At 54.2% G+C, this 16097-nt stretch carries 14 protein-coding genes and 1 pseudogene; 10 read left to right on the top strand and 5 right to left on the bottom strand.

Annotation, left to right across the window (positions count from 1 at the left end; translation table 11 throughout):
* The first annotated feature begins 6 nt into the window (after positions 1–6).
* Positions 7–1224, top strand: coding sequence for a DUF1176 domain-containing protein (locus ACZ1HV_RS23360; protein WP_472716468.1), 1218 nt, complete (start codon positions 7–9; stop codon positions 1222–1224).
* 59 nt (positions 1225–1283) lie between these two features.
* Here the strand turns inward: ACZ1HV_RS23360 and ACZ1HV_RS23355 are convergent, their stop codons facing one another.
* The gene (locus tag ACZ1HV_RS23355) at positions 1284–1463 is read right to left on the bottom strand and encodes a hypothetical protein (RefSeq protein WP_472716467.1); all 180 of its coding nucleotides are present in this window, start codon (positions 1461–1463) and stop codon (positions 1284–1286) included.
* A gap of 58 nt (positions 1464–1521) precedes the next feature.
* Between ACZ1HV_RS23355 and ACZ1HV_RS23350 the strand changes: the two genes are divergently transcribed.
* Together ACZ1HV_RS23350 and ACZ1HV_RS23345 are read left to right on the top strand one after the other, a co-directional pair.
* Entirely contained in the window at positions 1522–1776 is a 255-nt protein-coding gene (locus tag ACZ1HV_RS23350) for a hypothetical protein (protein WP_472716466.1), read from the top strand.
* A gap of 223 nt (positions 1777–1999) precedes the next feature.
* Positions 2000–3493 (top strand): hypothetical protein, encoded by a 1494-nt coding sequence (locus tag ACZ1HV_RS23345; protein ID WP_472716465.1) that lies wholly within the window; start codon positions 2000–2002, stop codon positions 3491–3493.
* 137 nt (positions 3494–3630) lie between these two features.
* Here the strand turns inward: ACZ1HV_RS23345 and ACZ1HV_RS23340 are convergent, their stop codons facing one another.
* The 3 genes and pseudogenes from ACZ1HV_RS23340 to ACZ1HV_RS23330 form a co-directional block, all read right to left on the bottom strand.
* The gene (locus tag ACZ1HV_RS23340) at positions 3631–4629 is read right to left on the bottom strand and encodes an NAD-dependent epimerase/dehydratase family protein (RefSeq protein WP_472716464.1); all 999 of its coding nucleotides are present in this window, start codon (positions 4627–4629) and stop codon (positions 3631–3633) included.
* A gap of 52 nt (positions 4630–4681) precedes the next feature.
* A complete protein-coding gene (locus ACZ1HV_RS23335) occupies positions 4682–5083 on the bottom strand; it encodes a hypothetical protein (protein ID WP_472718509.1) in 402 nt (133 codons plus the stop codon).
* A 36-nt stretch (positions 5084–5119) separates the two neighbouring features.
* A pseudogene (locus tag ACZ1HV_RS23330) lies at positions 5120–5475 on the bottom strand (multicopper oxidase domain-containing protein); the annotation flags it as partial.
* Positions 5476–5907: 432 nt separating this feature from the next.
* Between ACZ1HV_RS23330 and ACZ1HV_RS23325 the strand changes: the two are divergent.
* Complete coding sequence (locus ACZ1HV_RS23325; protein ID WP_472716463.1) at positions 5908–6297, top strand: helix-turn-helix transcriptional regulator; 390 nt, start codon at positions 5908–5910, stop codon at positions 6295–6297.
* A gap of 99 nt (positions 6298–6396) precedes the next feature.
* Here ACZ1HV_RS23325 and clpS read toward each other — a convergent pair whose 3' ends face one another.
* The gene (gene clpS, locus ACZ1HV_RS23320) at positions 6397–6693 is read right to left on the bottom strand and encodes an ATP-dependent Clp protease adapter ClpS (RefSeq protein ID WP_298812378.1); all 297 of its coding nucleotides are present in this window, start codon (positions 6691–6693) and stop codon (positions 6397–6399) included.
* A gap of 379 nt (positions 6694–7072) precedes the next feature.
* Between clpS and ACZ1HV_RS23315 the strand changes: the two genes are divergently transcribed.
* The 6 genes from ACZ1HV_RS23315 (at position 7073) to ACZ1HV_RS23290 (ending at position 15697) form a co-directional block, all read left to right on the top strand.
* On the top strand, positions 7073–7636 hold the full coding sequence (locus ACZ1HV_RS23315; protein ID WP_298812380.1) for a chalcone isomerase family protein: 564 nt from the start codon (positions 7073–7075) through the stop codon (positions 7634–7636).
* A complete protein-coding gene (locus ACZ1HV_RS23310) occupies positions 7633–9021 on the top strand; it encodes an MFS transporter (protein WP_472716462.1) in 1389 nt (462 codons plus the stop codon). Before ACZ1HV_RS23315 ends, ACZ1HV_RS23310 begins: the two co-directional genes overlap by 4 nt.
* 37 nt (positions 9022–9058) lie before the next feature.
* Complete coding sequence (locus tag ACZ1HV_RS23305; protein WP_472716461.1) at positions 9059–9409, top strand: DUF6665 family protein; 351 nt, start codon at positions 9059–9061, stop codon at positions 9407–9409.
* Between the two features lie 305 nt (positions 9410–9714).
* Positions 9715–11733 (top strand): calcium-binding protein, encoded by a 2019-nt coding sequence (locus tag ACZ1HV_RS23300; RefSeq protein WP_472716460.1) that lies wholly within the window; start codon positions 9715–9717, stop codon positions 11731–11733.
* Between the two features lie 167 nt (positions 11734–11900).
* A complete protein-coding gene (locus ACZ1HV_RS23295; protein WP_472716459.1) occupies positions 11901–14990 on the top strand; it encodes a PAS domain-containing hybrid sensor histidine kinase/response regulator in 3090 nt (1029 codons plus the stop codon).
* Positions 14987–15697: a response regulator gene (locus tag ACZ1HV_RS23290; RefSeq protein ID WP_472716458.1), complete on the top strand. Its 711-nt coding sequence runs from the start codon at positions 14987–14989 to the stop codon at positions 15695–15697. Before ACZ1HV_RS23295 ends, ACZ1HV_RS23290 begins: the two co-directional genes overlap by 4 nt.
* Positions 15698–16097 lie beyond the last annotated feature (400 nt).

Raw genomic sequence — 16097 nt, 5'->3', positions numbered from 1 at the left:
GCTGACATGGCGTTTAGATTTTTTCTTTCTCTGAGCGTATTGCTCTTGGGCACGGGCGGTGCCTTCGCGGAGTTGGCCAAAACCGGCTACGGCAAATGGTCGGTATCCTGCGATGAAAACAACTACTGTATTGCTGTGACCAGCGGTGAAGGTTCGAATGGCGAAGCTTTCCGCATGAAGGTTGAGCGCGGCGCCAAACCTGCCAGCCAAGTCTATGTCACCTTCGATCCGACAACGGAGCTGCAGGTTGGCCTGCCGGCCCGCATCGAGATCGAAAGCCTTGAAGAAGACAATTACGGCTATTTCGGCAAGGTCGACAAAGTCTACAAGGGCAATGAAATGACCTTTGGCGGCGCATCTGATCGTGACCTCATCGAGAAGCTGCGCTTGGGTGAAGATGCCGCCATCCAGATCGAATTCGGAGGCTCCACCGGAACACTCACCTACTGGGTGTCGATGAACGGCATCACCCATTCCCTCCTGAAAATGGACGAGGTGCAGGGCCGTGTCGGCCGACTGGACGCCATTGTCGCCTGGGGCGGCCTGCCGTCGGACAAAGCGACGGGCATCGCTGCAGCGCCTTCAACCACGAGCCAATCTGCTGCCCGTGACAATGCTGCCGCAGCAACAGACACGGCCTCGGCAGCATCGAACGCGGCATCCGCTGCCCCTGCCGAGGATCTGCCGCCTCCCGTGATGCCCTCGCAAGATCAGACTGCGGGCCTCAGCGGACCCGTCGGCCAGGTCTATAACCTGAATGAAGTGCCGGATTCGGTTCAGATGACCGGTTATCGAGTGCTTGACTGCGCTCTTGAAGAAACCGTTCCCGCCTTCGGCGCGCAGTATTACGCCGAGGGCGACGTAGAAACCTGGGTTGTCCCCTGCACGATGGCCGATGCCAATGTGCCTTTTTACATGATGGTTCATATTCCCTTTAACCCGTCACTTGACGAGCTGAAAGAATTCGAGACACCGCCGGACTTCAACCAGCCCAACCATGCGCTCGTCAACAACCTGTTCTTCGACCCCGGCACCGGTCAGGTGACAGGCACCACATATTACTCTCCGAACTATGACTGCGGTGCCTTCGAGCGCCATGAGATAGAAGCCGAGTCGGGCAACTACACGCTGATGGAATATCAGGAAAAATCCAACTGCGACGGTGTCTCGGGACCGCCGGAAGGCTGGCCACTGAGCTGGACGATCGACGAAATGGGGGGCTGAAAAGAGGCCTGAACATCAGGTTTCAGGAACCTTCCAGGGGCCGCATTCGGACTGCGGCCTCATTGCGCTGAAGTGAAAAGACCCTGAAAGGTCGCGCACTGGATCACAAGAACCCCGTTCATGGTCGGAGCGTTCATGTCGATGACAATCTCGATGTAATCGCTCGTTGACCCTTTCACATACTCAAGCTGCTGCTTGCATTCGTCGAGGCCGCCATCGGATTCTGATGAGGATTTCATTGCCCATGCCTCCGGAAGGAACGACAGTCAGCGTGAGTGCCCAAGGATCTTCATCGACATGGTCGCCTTCCGTAATCGCCAGAATGTCCTGCCCCGCGATACGGTATGTGAGAAGTTGCTGATATGCAGCAGCGGGCACGAGCGGCAACGCCACTACACTCACAAAAGCAACAGCAAGGAAAACCCGGTTCAGCAATCGTATCATTCGGTGTCCCCCCAAAAAAACATCCCTCACAGGACGCCACGCACACAGCGCCGCGTCAACAATATTGCCTTCGGCGGCGGCAAGCCGGTGAGGATCGACGACTGGTAAACATGACAGGTTCGACAGTGCAGCCAGCAATCTGTTTGTTAACCAAAAGGTAAACTCCGTTAAAATGCCGGGGATATCTGTCTTTTAGGGGTAACACTTTGCAATGTATTGTGGCGTTCAGACCTCGTGAGTCGTTGAAACGCCCACGACAAATGAGTTAATAAAGAGTTAAGGTATGCGTATCTCGCCGGTGCGGCGCCGGCGCGGAAGTCAGGAGACAGGAATGGGCATTTTCTCGAAAACCACGCGCCCTGGTAGTGACCAGGAGCAGCGGGTCGAGACATCAAGCACGAGCCAGCAGGTAGAAGAGGCAACACCGGCTCCGGGTCAAAGCGGCAACGTTGAGCAGCTCTCACCTTTTGCGCTCAAGATGCAGGAGAAAATGAACCTGCTTGATGGCCTGAAAACACGGGTTGGCGGCCTTAACCAGACTTTCGATCAGATGGCCGCCTTCGCGGCGGAAAGCCAGACATCCATCCGCATGATGGCGGATTATCTGGAAGCCTCGCGCACAAGCGTCGAAACTGAAGTTCGTTTGAAATCCGAAAACGCCAAGATTTCGACCGATCTCCTGGACGCCGAGCACAAAATCAAGACCCTGACAACGCAATTGGAAGACGCTCAGGCAGAAGTGCACTCTCTCAGGAAGCGTTCAACTGAAACCCGCACGGCCCTGGAAACCGCGCGCAATGACATCGTCTCCATTCGCGACAACAACAAAAAGGTCAATGAAAACTACCGCCAGCAAAGCGCAAAGCTGGTGGATGCCAACGCGCAAGTCGCAGACCTGTCCGGTCAGCTGAACGATCTACACGCCAAGCATGACACGCTTGAAAAGCATTCCGAGAGCCTTGGAAGCGACCTTGAGGCGTTCAAACTGCGTGAAAAGGAACTTCAGCAGAACCTGTCGGAAAGCGCGAAGCTGCTTGAAGACGAGATCCGCAAGAACAATCAGGCCTCGAGTGAACTGGAATCCGCCAAGCGCGAGCTTGTGGAGTTCCGCAACAACAACATCGACCTGAAGTCGCATCTCGATGTTGCCAATCAGGAACTGGTCTATGCCAAGTCCCGGCTAGAGGAAGAACAGCGCAAGCACGACAACGAGGTTTACGCGCTCAACGCAGAAATCGAGAACCTGTCCTCTCAACGTCGGATCGGCGCCCAGTCCCTGCAGGAAATGGCGCGCGAGAACACTCAGTTGAAAGACCGCAGCCGTGATCTCCTGAAACGCATGCAGGAAATCGAACACCTCCTCGACAGTGCGCAGAAGAATCACGAGAAGGACCGCAACGAGCTGATGGCAACCACCGCCAAGCTGCGTGAACTCAATCTGCGTTATAATTCTGCGCTGACAGACCTGAACCACCAGCGGAATCAGAACCAGAAATTCGCAGACAATCTGGAAGACCTCGTCGAAGAAAACAAACGCCTGCAGCGCTACAAGATCCAGGTGGATACGGCCAACGAACAGATTGTTCAGCTCAAGTCCGTGATCACCAACTATCAGATGGCGATGGAGGGCAAAGGCCCGGCAGAAGAACTCGGCATCACAGAGGGTTTTGATCCTGCAGCCGAACTCGGCATCACCGAGCCCGCCTCAGGCGATTTGAAACCAATGGATTTGGATACGACGAGTGACGCCGCCGACGATCTGACCAACCCCGATGACGACAGGCCAGGTGGTGGCAACGACAAGATCGTTAAGCTCCGCGACTAGGCCATCGGCTGGAAGAACGTGAATACATGAAAATCTAAGCGGTCTTGAATTTCATTCAAGGCCGCTTTCGTTTGACCCGGTTGGGCGCCCCTCGTCCCCTTGGCTCGAGCACTCGCGAGAGGACGGGCGGGCGGGCATCAACTTACCTGCAACAATCGATCTGCCCGTGATAGGTAAGCGCCGTAAAGAGCCCTGAGTTCTTCATCGAAAAAACCGTTTTGCCGATATCCAAGCGCTCGGATGGCTTTGTCATTCAGACAAGCGGCCGGTTCACCGCCGCCCTGTTCCTTCACAAAACGCAAGCCGGTTCGAGCTCCCGCCAGGTCATAAATCCTCTTTGCCACCCGCAGATCGGATAAGCGCTCTTCACCGCCAAGGTTATAGACCGAAAGATTTTCGGAGGACGGCAGACAAAGCAATTGGCAGATGGCAGCCGACAGATCACCGACAGGCAGGTAGGAACGTTCGGTCCGGCCATCTGCTTCAAGCGAAAGTCGTTGCCGTCTGAGTGCCTCGATGACCAGTCGCGGGATCCTCTTTTCCGCATGCTGACCTGCCCCAACCGTTGTCACCGGACGCAGGATCGTTGCATTCAGCCCGGTCTGTGCTGCCTGTATTACGGCTTCTTCGGCCATTGCCTTCGACGTTGCATAGGGCGTTTCAGGCCGCAATGGTGCGGTTTCCTTGAGCGCGCCCCTACCCGAACCATAAACCTGATGTGTGCTGACATGGATGAATTTCTTGACGCCGAGATCGCAGGCGGCATTCAAAAGGGTCTCCGTTCCGACCACGTTGACGTCGAAAAAGAGTTCGGGATTGACAATCGATCGTGGCACATGCGTTTCCGCTGCCAGATGAATGACTGCATCACTTCCCTCAAGTGCTCTTGAAACGTCCGACACCGAGCGTATATCACCACGCAGAATCGGCAGACTTTTCCCCGAAAACGGATATCCGAGCCGTCGGAAGTCCGCTGCATAGGTAACACGGTCGAAAATCACGAGTTCTTCAACATTTTCCATCGATGCCAACCGGGAAGCTACCCGGGCTCCGACAAAGCCTAATCCCCCTGTGACAACAACTTTGCGAAAGGAAGTGTTCTGTTCCGGTGCAAACGGTTTCGCATCGCGTTTCATAGTGGGACGGATCCTGTTCCTAGCCTTGTCTATTCGCTTGGAACAGCAGATTTCATGCCAGAAACCAGGCCTGTCCGCTCACCGTTTGGCCGAAAGCTGTTTCGCACCCATCCTCATCGGCATTCAGCTTCAAAGACCATTTTGTTGCAGGCACATTGGTTTCATTGAAAATGCTTTGCAAACCGCTGATCAGCCCTTCTTCTTCGGCGTCAATCTCGTCTTCGAAAATGACAAGCAACTCATCCGAAGCCCCGTCCGACAGATCGACAACAATCTCGCAGCGCTCGCCCGGCGACATTTCCATCATTGTCATGGAGACCGGTTCCACCAACAGACCACCGTCGCTGCTGATCTTGAAGAAGGTTCGATCCTGGATAATGGCGGGCAAATCATCGACGCCACAATGAGAGGGCAAATCGATTGCATCGCTGTCTTCGTCATCGATGATAATCATGCCGTCCAGGCCACGATAAACCGGCTCTCCGGACTTGCCGTGCGTATGGGAGTGGTACCAGCAGGTCGCTGCCGGCTGCAAGATCGACAACCGAGGCTGCCACTGATCTCCCGGCGCGATTTCAAGCTGTGGCCTCCATCGACATTCCCCGGCACATGCAATCCGTGGCCATGAATGGCGACGCCTTCGCTCAAGGAATTGGTGTAACTCAAATTGAGTTCACTGTTCCGGCGTGTTCGAATTGTCGGACCCAGATAGTCCTGGTTGATCCCGAGCGTTGAGGTCTCCACCCCCGGCACAAAAGCTTGCTTGCCAGTGCGAATTTGTAGATCGACAGGTTCGCCGTTGGTGCCGTCAGCAAGTTCAGGTATCGGCAATCGCTTCGGCAGCATGTTCGACCAAGCGGTGCAAGTAAAACCGACGCTGAATGCGTAAAAGCTTCCGGCAAGAAAAAGTCGCCGAGACAGGGAAAATGGCATGCTTGTCCTCAAATCACATAGGACTTCGTTGATTGCCGCCCAGTCGACATTTCAGATGTTCGCAATCCCGGAAGCAGCTTTTCAGATCTCTGATTGACAAGCGAGCCAAGATCCATCGGACAAATGCCCGATTTTCAGTTTGAAACATCCGGCATATGGTCAATTTGACGCTTCGACCGACTGGTGAATGGCTTTTCGGGAAACGAAAAAGCAACGATACATCGTCGCCCCGTCAGGGCCATTTCGCCACCGGCAAACACTGTTTGCTGTATTCGTGGTCATTGTTTTTGGCACCAGCCTTGTTGAAATCGCTCAGAATTCATGAGTGGAGAAACCTTGCACTCAATGGCCGACGATGTTGCAAGGCTGGCCCTGAGCGCACTGGTGCTGGCGGAATTTGTTTTTGAACGCCGCGCTCAGCAAAACGCTCTGAAGGATCTTGGCGGTCAACTTGCCCAGATTGATTCCAGACCCCCTGAACTTGCAGGGCAATACCGCGCCGTAATGCAGAAACAGTTTGACGCCTGGAACCTGACCGGCAGCGAACAGGATGTTGTCATCGGCATGTTGAAGGGATTGCCCTTCCGGGAAATAGCAGGACTTCGTCAGGCGCGAGAAAAGACCGTTCGCCAACAGGCCTCATCTGTTTACCGGAAGGCGGGTGTTTCCAGCCGAAACGAACTCACAGCCTGGTTCTTTGAGGACATGCTTGATCCGCCGGCGTCGGGCGATTGACGACCAGACCTGTCTCCGGCGATCTCACTCGCATTCCAGTCGGTTCGGCAGAAATCGCGTTTTGGGTCATGAGAGACCAGAGGCTGAGAAAGCTAAAAATTATTCGGGTTCGACCGTGAACTGCAGCGGATAGCCAAGTTGCCCTGCTGCATCAATCGCGCGCGTCGCCTTCGTCTCAGCCACATCTTTCGGATAGACCGAAACAACACAGGCCCCTTTTTGATGGGCCGTGATCATGACCACCTCAGCCTGCGCCATGTCCAGCCGAAATTCGGCCTTCAAAATCAGAACCACAAATTCACGCGGTGTGTAGTCGTCATTCACCAGCACGACCTTATAAAGCTTTGGCCGCTGAACTTTGGTCTTTTGTTTCGGTTTTAGGTCAATCTCACTCATCGCACTGGCCTAAGCTGCCGCCGTCATCTCCGGACGCATTGTTTTGACTGTCTCTTTGGAAGTACCGCCGAAATATTCATGTCGGCGTATCGTCGACTTGCTAATATTTCCTTGCCGACAACCCCAGCATTCACCGCAGCTTCCCTAAAGGAAGCAGACTGTCTCTAAAAGACAGTATAGTGCATCGCGAAATCGAAGAAAACATGACAGGCGAATATTTGTACCAAATCCGCAGAATGCGGAACGCCAAAACCGGCCGTTGAGCACCGATTTCACGAACGCGTGAAGTCCGCGGTTCATTTTTTGAAAATCTAGCAGCCGTTCTCGCTCGTAGGCAGAGCAGTCGTTCAAGACAGAACTGCCGTTCGGAGGAAAGAACATGATCCAGCGCCTCATCACAAAAGTTCCCCGCTGGCCCGCAACGGCGCTGTTCAGCCTGCTGCTCACGTTTGCCCTGGTCATGCCAGATACTGCTCGGGCCGACCTCGGAGCGGCCGCAAGATCCGTTCCATCCGCCGAGCTGGTGGGCAAGGGTCGAATGACATATCTGGGTTTCAAGGTCTTTGATGCAGAACTTTACGCCCCCGGCGGCAGTTATCGCCCTTCTACCCCCTTCGCCCTGAAACTCACATATCTCCGGAATTTCAAGGGCAAAGACATCACATCAAGCTCCGTGAAGGAAATCAAACGTCAGGGCGGTGTGTCCCAACAGCAATTGGACAGCTGGACCAAGCAGATGCAGTCCATTTTCCCGAATGTCTCCTCCGGCCAATCGATCATTGGTGTCCGCACTGCGAAGGGAAGCACCATCTTTTACCTCGGCAATCGCAAACTGGGCTCGATCAACGACGCAGCCTTCACAAACAAGTTCTTCTCGATTTGGCTCGGTAACAGCACACGCAATCCACAATTGCGCGCCAAGCTTGTCGGCGGCGGTTCGTGACATCAGACACCGACGACCCACACACTTCGCCGATGAAATCTGCAATTTCGCCTGAACCCGCCCCTCAGCCCAAAGGGGCGCGAGGCACACCAACATCTTCCTTTCAATCCAGAACTGTCCCTGTTTCAATCTCAGGACTGGCTGCCTATAGCGCAATGGCCTTTCCCCTGGCCTTCGCCGGGCTGCCAATCTACCTTCATGCTCCTGATTTTTATGCTGTAACGCTCGGGCAACCTCTGGCAGCTCTAGGGGCTGTCCTGCTCGGTCTGCGTTTGTTCGATGCCGTCCAGGACCCTTTGATCGGCAGCCTCAGCGACAGGTTTCATCATCGGCGCGGAATGATCCTTGGAGCGGGCGCCGTCCTTCTGGGTGCGGGTTTCTGGATGCTGTTTCATCCGATGGAACAGATTCCTTTGCTGTGGTTTGCCATTTCAGTATTGCTTTGCACCACCGGCTTCTCCGTCGTGTCGATAAATTTCCAGACGCTTGGCGGCCTATGGCGAACCCATAGCCGGGACCGCACACGAATAACCGCGAGCCGTGAAGCGGTCGGTCTGCTCGGCTTGCTGGCCGCGTCCGTAGCTCCTCCGCTTTTGGCCGGTCTTAGTGGCAAGGAAGCTGCCTTTCACTGGCTGTCGCTGGTTTACCTGCCGTTCCTGGCAATAGCCCTTTGGTTACTGTTGCGTTGGATGCGGCAGACCCCCGTCAACGAGCCACCGGCAAATGTTCGTGGAACCGGATGGTTGAAGTTGATCGGTGATCGCTGGCGGGCGCTATTCTTTGGCATGGTCTTCCTGAACACGTTCGCCAGTGCTATTCCGGCTGTTCTGGTGCTGTTTTTCATCCGGGATCGTCTGGAAGCGGAATCATTGACCGGTTTGTTTCTGCTTATTTACTTTCTTGCCGGTGCGCTTTCCATGCCAATTTGGACATGGTTTGCAGCCCGCCTAGGGAAAATGCGCGCCTGGCAATGTTCACTCGGGGCTGCAATCCTGACCTTCTGCTGGGCCGCACTTTTGCAGCCAGGGGACATTACGGCCTACGCACTGGTATGCGCGTTGTCGGGACTGGCGCTCGGCGCTGATCTGGCTCTTCCACCAGCAATTCTTGCAGACCACATCGATGAAGACCACCGGCAGGCTGATGCCTCCAGGCTGTTCTCTGTCATGGCCTTTCAATCAAAGGGCGCGCTTGCGGTCGCGACCGGTCTGGCGCTGCCCCTGCTGGGCCTGGCGGGATACCAGCCGGGCGGTACGATGACACCTGAACTCGGCTTTCTGCTCAGCATCACCTATGCCGGCATTCCTTGCGTTTTGAAACTTCTTGCCCTCATCGGACTTCTCTGGTTCGAAAAAGATCTTGCCCTGAACAAATCCCCCGTGTGACCTTCGCGAAAGAAGACTTGCAGATGGAACAAGCAAGATGAGTGTTCGACCGCCGAGACAGATATCAATGTCCGACAAGGACCCATTGGCAGCTGCACTTGAGCAGGAGATCCTAAACGAAAAGGCATCAACACTCTCCCGCCTGAACAAGAAGCTGGAGTCGGCTCTCGATAGGTTGAAGAAGGCTGATGCAGATCTGGATCGTTCGCCAGAAGAAAGGCACGCAAGACTTGCCGACGCAAGCGAAGCGCTCTGGCACGTCACCATTCAAAGAGAACTCTGTGGCCTTCGGCAGCACCGCGCTTTCTATGATTTTCTCGGCGTTCCTAAGGCGGTGCGGCTACACATGGGGCCGGCCAGCAGCGTCAGAGCATTGAAAGCAGAGTGATAAACTAGACCTGCTTTATATAGCTGCCAACACGCTAGCGTCATCTGGATACAATTTGGCCGTCGATTTGAGCCAGTGATTTCCTCCCAAATTCGCGCCTGTCGAAAAGTATCATTTGTATCAAATGTAAAACAGCTGCTGATACGTGGCTTACAATTAAGACGTTTCTTCCTTCATCCAAACATCCAGCAGATACATCCGGCGCTGAAGATAGCTGCTCCGCTATCGAATTCAACGCGGAACTGGGCAGGACAGTTTGAACCCAAAGTAGCGACAGGGCTGCATACACTTGAAGGAATATTGAAATGTCTACCAGGCTAACTGGCCGAACAAACACTTCTCCTGCCAACACCGGTAAATTTGAACAACTGCGACCTTCCGAGCCCCTCAGAAAGGGCGACACTGAGGAAATCATCTCAGGAACACAAGGACGCGAGATTATTTTCAGTGATTACAATGGCATACGCGCAGAGCGTGAAGGCCCAAGCCTCGGCATCGAGTTCGAGAGCGAAGGTGGTCTAGAACCAATCGCAATGCGTGGCCGTTCGCTCAACAATCTCAAACAGATTGGGTTGGCCAATGCTGAAGCTGATGACCAGGCGTCTGCAAACTGGAACGTCATTGCCGAACTAGAATCGGATTTTGCCAGCGCAGTGTCTCGCCTCCAGTCAAATCTAAGTTCAAATCTTAAAAAATTGGGCGCTGCCAACCGGTTTGAGCCTTTTCCATCGAACCCCAGTTTTGAAGCCGGAAATTTCCAACCGTTGGATCAAACCATTTGGATCGACTGGTATGATGACGATTTTTATGCCGGTGGCAATGGCATCGACATTGCCTATGGTCTCGGTGGCGTCGACAATCTCTGGCTCAACGGCGGCAATGATGTTGCCTATGGTGGCAGCGACAACGACTACATCTATGGCGGAAACGGCGCAGACCGACTTAACGGCGATAGCGGCGACGACAAACTCTACGGCCATGATGGCAACGACATCCTCAATGGCGGCACCGGTGATGACTACCTGTCAGGTTGGCGCGGCGATGATGAACTTCTCGGCGGAACCGGCAACGACACTCTGGAAGGCGACGGCGGAAACGACCTTCTGAGCGGTGGCCACGGTGACGATTATCTCTATGGCGGAAACGAAGATGATCTCCTTTATGGCGGTCATGGGAACGATCGCCTCTATGGAAACCGGCACAATGACCGCGTCTATGGTCAGGACGGCGATGACTTAATCAGCGGTGGCACGGGTGACGACAGGCTTTACGGCGGCAACGGCGAAGATCTGATCTATGGCGACTTTGGAGACGACATTCTCTACGGTGGTAGTGACAACGACACCATCCACGGTGGCCGGGACGACGACACCCTCTATGGCGAATCCGGAAACGATACCCTTTTCGGCGAAGAAGGAAACGACACCCTTTTCGGCGGCAGCGGCATCGACCGGCTTTATGGTGAAGACGGCGATGACAATCTGAACGGTGGTTCCGGCAATGATCTGATGTGGGGCGGCGACGGCGCCGACACCATGTATGGCGGAATTGGCGCTGATGCCATGCAGGGCGGGAATGGCGATGACGTGATGTCGGGCGCCAACGGCAACGACATCCTGTGGGGTCAGAATGGCGCCGACGTCCTGAACGGCGGCTGGGGCAATGACTCCCTCTACGGTGGCGAAGGCGACGACGAAGTCAATGGCGACGGCGGCAACGACTTCCTGTATGGGCAACAAGGAGAAGATACAATAAATGGCGGGTCAGGAGCCGATCAGATGTTCGGCGGTGAAGACCGGGACAAATTGTATGGCGGGATCGGCAACGATACGCAATATGGCGGCGACGGCAACGACCTGGTTTATGGCGAGGATGGAGCTGACAGTCTTTACGGTGGAGCCGGGATTGACCTCATAAATGGCGGTGAAGGCAACGACTTCATCAGTGGTGGAACCAACAGCCAGGGGTTCAACTTTGGCGATGGCCTTTTCGGAGGCGCGGGCTGGGACACATTCCATTTCCAGTCAGGTGACAGCGGTGGTGCTGGCGGCAATCCGATGGACATCATCTTCGATTTCGGTGATGGCGGTGACATGCTCTTTTTCGAGGGTTTTGGCGGTGCGAACTTTCTCGGAGAACAGTCGAGCTTCTCAAACGGCCTGGGTGCTGAAGCCTATTTCGAGCACACGTTTTTCGACGTTGACGGTATCGGAGATGCAACGGTGGTTCACATTCGTGACAATGCCGGTCAAAACGCAGATGTCTCCGTCATCTTGCTTGGGCATCTTGATCTCGATGCCCAGTCGGACGTGTTCATCATTTAACTTTCGGTACTGCGAGATATCAGGCGGCGGGAAAATCCGCCGCCTTTCTTGCTTTATCGGGGTTAAACCTATGCAAACAAAAACAATGTCCTAGAGTGATCCGAAGCTTCGAGCAGCACCATGACGGCTGCATCAAATGCCAGACGAAATCAAACGAGGTGCCGCACATGGTTGCAGACAGTTCAAGCGATATCGTTGAAAGTGAGCCTGTTTCGGATCTGGGGTCACACACACCTTCCATTGAGGAGACGGGCAGCGACCAGCCCTCGTCCAGCATTCTTTTGGACGGTTTCGAGGCCCTTTCAGAAGGTGCCGCGCTCTGGGACCACACCTGGCGTCTGATTTCCTCCAACGCAGTTTTTCGCGAACTCGTCTTTGAAAACGACACAAGACTGTTTTCGGTCCACAGAGGTTTCCAAGAGATTTTCGCAGACCTGGTCGATCATAATTGCTTCGACATCCTAGCCGACGCTGATCCAGGTCAGTTTGCCAATGATCTGCAAGAAAAAATGGCAAGCCATGGAAATGCCTACCTGCATCACCGAGACGGCCGCGTTTTGCGGGCAACCTCCAGTAAAACCAAGCAGGGCAATTTCCTGACCGAATTGCGGGAAGTTGCCCGACCTCACTCGCAGGACAAGATAGGCGAACATGTTTTGCTCGAAGCAATTGAGGCTTTCGGTGAAGGCTTTGTGCTTTATGATAGGGACCGGCGCTTGGTATACGCAAACAACCAGTATGCGAATATGCTTGGACCACATAAGGATGTCTTGAAGCCGGGCACTCCGATGACAGAAGTCATCCAGCGCGCTATGAGCGACGGCCACGTCACCATCATTCGAGGGCCAGCCGGCGGACCAAAGGAAATTTTCCGGACCCTCGACGAACTCGGCACCCTCAAAATCGACATTAAGGTAGCTGACGGCACGTACAGAGTTATCACGCTTACCCGCCTCAAGGGCGGAGGAGTCGTCGCAACCGTGCTCGACATCACTGAGCGCTTCAAAGCCGAACGTCTGTTTACGGACGTGGTCGCTCGCCTGCCGGTGGGGGTTGCCATTGAAAGCGCAGACGGTCGTTTCACACATTGCAATGAGGCCTTCGCGGCCCCTTTCCAACTAAGTGTCGACGAAATTCTCGCGCTGTCGGATGAGCAACGGATCGAAATCCTCGCCCGCCACATCGCCACCGTGAAGGGACAGCCAGTTGGAAACGATGCTGCTGCCGACTTCAGCAGGGCCGCTCAGGAACAGCGTCAAACGCTCGCGTCCATGGAAGTCAGTTTTAAAGACGGCCGCCACTTTTTTGTAGAACGGGCCGTCACTCAGGACGACGGCAGAGTGATCGTGGTTACCGACACGACTGCCTTGATTGAAGCGGAGGAGCTCAGTCTCTCTGTTCTAAATGATGCCATCCAGTCTCTGGATGAGGGCTTGGTGCTCTACGACGCAAACCTCAACTTCTCGATGGCAAACCGCGAATGGCACCGCATGTTTTTCAGCAACATTCCCGCACCCGAAATTGGCGAGAATGTCGTCTCAATAATACGGCGGCTTTTCAATGCCGATGTGATGTGTATTCCAGAAGGCCTCGAAGAGGCTGCTTATGTGGAAGAGCTCGAAAACACCATCCGCACCTATGAGAAAAAGATAACCCTGAAACTCGCAAACGGAGCAACACTGCTTGCCTCGGCGCACAAGACCGAACTGAACGGCTATCTGGTCTCCTTTATGGATGTCACCGAGCAGCTTCGTGCGGAGGAAGAGCAACGCGAAGCCGACATGCTGCTGCGAAAGATTGTGGAAGCCTGTCCGGCGAATTTTCTGGTCTCACGGGTCGACGACGGGAAAATTATCTATTGTCCACCTGCATCCAGGGAACGCTTCGGCAGTATCGAGACGACACTCAGTTTCTTTATGAAGCCGGAAGATCGCGAGGCATACCTGGAGGCGCTTTTGCCGACAGGTCAGCTTGACGACTATCGCGTGCAATTCCGCAGAGCCGACGGTTCTATCATGGAAGGTCTGACAGCAGCCAGGGTCACCGACTACAAGGGCGAAGATGTCATCGTCTCCTCCACCCGGGATATTTCCGATCAACTTGCCATGCAGGCAGAGCTGGAGCGTCAACGCGAGCTAGTCCACCAAAACGAAAAACTCTCCGCACTCGGTGAACTTCTTGCAGGTGTCGCACATGAACTCAACAATCCGCTTTCTGTAATTTCTGGCTACGCCCAGATGCTTCAGGGCAAAATCTCCGACCCGGTTCAGGCGGGACGCGTCGACTTGATCTGCCAGTCCTCAGAACGGGCAACAAAAATCGTTCGAACGTTCTTGTCCATGGCGCGTCGCAGACCAGCGAGGGTGGAGCTCTGTTCCGTCAACGACGTGCTGGCGACCGTCCTCGAAGTCTCTAACTACGGACTAACGTCCAGCGGCACTATCCTTACCAGCACACTCGACAAAAGCGTGCCGCTGGTTTCTGGCGACTTCGATCAACTGACGCAGGTTTTCAGCAATCTCATCACGAACGCAAAGCAAGCCGTTCAACCTCTTGGACAAGCGGGCAAGCTTTCCGTTCGGACACGATTCGAGGGTGGGTCTCGGCGGGTGGTTGTTGACGTGGAGGACAATGGGCCGGGTATTCCATTGCATCTGCAAAAACGAATTTTCGAGCCCTTCTTCACGACCAAGGATGTCGGCAAGGGCACGGGCGTCGGCCTTGCATTCAGTCATCGCATCGTCGCCAACCATGACGGAAAACTTGTATTGAAATCAGCTCCGGGAAAAGGAACCCGTTTTTCCGTCAAATTGCCCGCTGCGGCGGACAAAGCGGAAATCATCAAGACGCGCGTCAATGAGGAAGTTGCTCCTGGAAATATCTCGGTTCTCATTGTTGATGACGATGTTGGCGTTGCTCAGCTTCTCTACGATATTCTGAATGAAGCAGGATACAACGCAACGAAGGGCGTCTCCCCAAGAGAGGCGCTACGAAAGGTAGAAGCTCAATCTTACGATGCCATCCTGTGCGATTACAAAATGCCTGGCATCAATGGCGCAGAATTCTTCTACGCGCTGGAAGTCATCGCACCGGAAGCAGCCCAACGGGTGGGTTTTGTCACAGGAGACACTTTGAGTGACAAAATTCAACGCTTTTTCAGCTCGACCGGATGTCCACATATCGAAAAGCCCATCGCAAAAGATGAGCTTCTTCTGCTGTTAAAACAGATTGTTGAACAAAGTGAGAAAACTGCATGAGCGAGGACTGTCACGAAATCATAATCTGTGATGACGAAGCGCCACTGAGAAGAATGTTGAGTGATCATCTGAGTGAGTGTGGCTATCTGATCCGGGAAGCTGAAGACGCTACGTCCTTGTTTGTTTTGATGAATGAGCGGGAACCGGATCTCGTGTTGCTCGATGTCAGAATGCCAGGAAAAGACGGCCTGACAGCTCTGCGGGAATTGAGAAAAACGTCTGTTGTGCCCGTTCTCATGCTGACGGCAGCGGGTGAATTGGTCGACAAGATTCTCGGCTTGGAATTTGGCGCAGATGACTATCTTGTAAAGCCGGTCGATCTTCGAGAGCTTCAAGCGCGGATCAAGGCGACGATCCGGCGAAATGAAATTGGCCAGGGAACGAGGGACAGGGCCAAAGCACCGGAAGGTGCGGTGCAATTCGGACCCAGTCGACTTGACGTTGATAGCGGTCGGCTCTTTGGGCCTGATGGCAATGAAGTTACCATTACAGCCATGGAGTTCCGTCTACTACGCGTATTTGCGGCCAACCGCGGACGGATACTCAATCGGGACCAACTGCTTGAACAGGCGCATGACAAGGCTTGGGAGCCCTTTGACAGATCCATCGACCTACGCATTTCCCGCATCCGGCGAAAAGTCGAACCTAATCCGGATAAGCCGGAAATCATTCGAACCGTTCGAGGTGTCGGCTATATTTTCGACTGAAATGTCAACGAATGCAGATGATCCATCGAGGTGGCGACAGCCTATGTGGGCATGAATTCAGATCATCCCTCGTGACGAACCGAAAGAAAGAGAATTCATCGGCCGATCCAGCAATGGCCTCGACCAAGAACAGATTTTGGCACGAGTACGTCAATTCTTCAAAGAAGCGTGTTCGTAACTCACCTGTGATGCCACCTCTCCGGCGAGGTACACTAATATGGTTGATCACAGGATTCCGAAACCCTGTGATAGTCATCACTTCTTTGTTGATGTCCCCGACTTAGAAAAGCGTACCGCTTGCATCTTGTATGTGGCGGTGCTTTTTTCTGGGGGCAATCTGAAAAATGAGTTATTTACAGTCGCGCTCAGCGAACTATGTGAAACCGTTATGGTTCGAGGC

The organism is Roseibium sp. JB4-4 (genome assembly GCF_055693425.1).
This window is presented reverse-complemented; position numbering and strand designations above follow the sequence as displayed.